This window comes from Kitasatospora sp. NPDC001159, from assembly GCF_053598235.1.
In genome coordinates this window covers 1-2,242 of record NZ_JBSFJV010000251.1, presented here as the reverse complement: position 1 = coordinate 2,242, position 2,242 = coordinate 1, and the positions used below count along the sequence as shown (strand labels likewise).

Annotated in this window: 2 protein-coding genes and 2 pseudogenes; 3 read left to right on the top strand and 1 reads right to left on the bottom strand. The window is 70.6% G+C overall.

Annotated elements, in window-relative coordinates; translation table 11 throughout:
* Window positions 1-136 precede the first annotated feature (136 nt).
* Window positions 137-478 (bottom strand): hypothetical protein, encoded by a 342-nt coding sequence (locus ACWC9T_RS41590; protein ID WP_449826214.1) that lies wholly within the window; start codon window positions 476-478, stop codon window positions 137-139.
* A 159-nt stretch (window positions 479-637) separates the two neighbouring features.
* On the opposite strand from ACWC9T_RS41590, the pseudogene ACWC9T_RS41585 reads away from it, so the two are divergent.
* The 3 genes and pseudogenes from ACWC9T_RS41585 to ACWC9T_RS41575 form a co-directional block, all read left to right on the top strand.
* Window positions 638-997 (top strand): annotated as a pseudogene (locus ACWC9T_RS41585) (IS21 family transposase); the annotation flags it as partial.
* A gap of 342 nt (window positions 998-1,339) precedes the next feature.
* Window positions 1,340-1,675 (top strand): annotated as a pseudogene (locus ACWC9T_RS41580) (PRC-barrel domain-containing protein); the annotation flags it as partial.
* Between the two features lie 176 nt (window positions 1,676-1,851).
* On the top strand, window positions 1,852-2,242 hold a 391-nt coding region (locus ACWC9T_RS41575), incomplete at its 3' end, for a PEP/pyruvate-binding domain-containing protein (RefSeq protein WP_449826213.1).

Here is a 2,242-nt window from a genome sequence, read left to right as displayed (position 1 = left end):
TCAAGCAGGAACACCGTCGTGTCCACCAAGCCCGCTACCAGGACAGACTCCGCCTCGCAGCCTGAAGCACCACTCACTCAGGACGAACTGCACCCCAGCGACTTTGTCGAACCGGTGGCGATCGCGCGGAACTGCTTCAGGCGGGCGAAGGTCGTTCGACCACGTGACGGCGGCAAGCAGGCGGGTCGTCGTGGCGGGGGCGAGGCTCTGAAGTCGGACCGCGACCTGGTGGCAGCGTGGACGACGGCGCGGACGGTCCGGTGCCGCCGGCGGGCTCCGCCAGCAGCCGTTCCAGGGCTTGGCCCAGCGGTCGGACGGGCGTCGCCTCGGCGCGCACTGCGGTGAGGAACGGCCGTTCCAGCTCTCGTCGAAAGGAGAGCAGTTCGGGCTCCCACTCCCAGCCGGGGTGGACTCCGGGCAGGCCGCGGTGGTGGAGTTCGTAGCAGAGGTGAAGGGCGAGCTGGTGGTCCTCCCCCATGGGTCGGCGCCACGAGCGGGAGGCGTAAGCATCCGGCCGGCGCCCGGCGGGCCGGAGGTCACCAGGTCCAGCACCACCTCAGACAGTGGGCCGCGCGGGCCCGGGAGCCGGCTCACCGTCTGCTCCGGGGGCCCTCGGTGACGGCGCACAGCACGGCGAAGGCGACGCCCAGGGTCAGGCTCCGTTGAAGGGACGGCGGTCGACGCGGTCGAGCCTGCCATTCGCGCGTTGCTGAAGCAGACCCCGACGATGCCGGCCACGGTGATCGCCGAGCGGATCGGGTGGGAGCGCGGGCTGACCATCCTCAAGAAACGTGTTCGCGAGCTGCGTCCGGCCTATCTGCCGGTCGGTCCGCTCTCGCGGATGCTCTACTCGCCTGGTGAGCAGTGCGACCTGTGGTTCCCGCCCGCGGACATCCCGCTCGGCTACGGGCAGACGGGCCGGCCTCCGGTGCTGGTCATCGTGTCGGGCCATTCGCGGATGCTGCCGTCGCGGACCACCGGCGATCTGATCGACGGGCACGCAGCCTGATGAAGCGAGGGGCTGGGCGCCTGAACCTCGGAAGCACGCCGTCCCGTGAGGATCTTCGTCGTCGGCTGGCCTTGCGCGATCTGGTCGTTGCAGAGGGTGACGAATGTGGCGTTGGCGATCTCGCCCGCCTCCGTGTTGGCTTCGAGCGTTGCACGGACTTGCTGAGCCTTGGGGCAGGGAGGGGCGATCGGTGGTCCGCGCCGCCCGCCGCGCCCCAGGGCGCGGCGTCGGGCGGTGAAGGCACGCTGATAGATGCAGGCCACCGGCCTCGGGCCCGGGCCGCGATTGGCATAGCGGCGTGAAGGGAGCCTCGGTGATCCGGTAGGGGACATCCGCGAGTGGCGCACCCACGACGTCGTGGACGCGGGCGGGTACAAGATCGGCACGCTGGAGGCGATCTACGTGCACACCAGCACGGACGAGCCAGCGATGGCCACCGTCCAGGTTGGGCTGCCCAGCCGCCACCGCCTGGTCTTCGTCCCGCTGGGTGTTGCAACCGTCGGACCGGGCTGTGTGAAGGTCGTCTATGACAAGGCGCTGGTGAAGGACTGCCCGCCGATCGGCACGGACGACGTCCTGCCAGCCGAGGACGAGGAGGCCGTCTTCCGGCACTACGGCCTGGACTGTCAGAGCGGCGCCGCCGCGCCAGCTCGACGCATTCGTCAGCATCGCGGGTCCGACAGTGCGGGCCCTTTACCGGCTCTTGTGCTGGACCTGTGGGTCGGGTCATGTGCGTTGGCGGCGGGGTAGGGCGGGACGGTTGCCGCCGAGGCAGAGCATGACGAGGGCGATGACGGCCCGACCAGATCGACCTGCTGAACGGCGGCGCGCCCCTCGACGAGGTGGGTGCGGCGATCCGTGCCGCGATGCTCGGCACACCACTGCCGCCCGCCTTGGAGGGGGAGTTGGCCGAGGCGTATGCCAGGCTCGGACGAGAGGTCGGCCGGGAGGACCCGGACGTCGCGGTGCGCAGCAGTGCCACGGCCGAGGACCTGCCGGAGGCGAGTTTCGCGGGACAGCAGGACACCTACCTGAACGTGCGGGGCCGCGAGGCCCTGCTGGATGCCTGTCGGCGCTGCTACGCCTCCCTGTTCACCGATCGGGCGATCGACTACCGCGAGCGGATGGGCTTCGAGCAGCTAGGAGCGTGGGTCAGTAACGAGCAAGCGGCTCCGCTCCCGTCACCGACGGATCGGTCGCGGCGGCCTCGGCGGGGCCTGTGTGGGGTTCGGG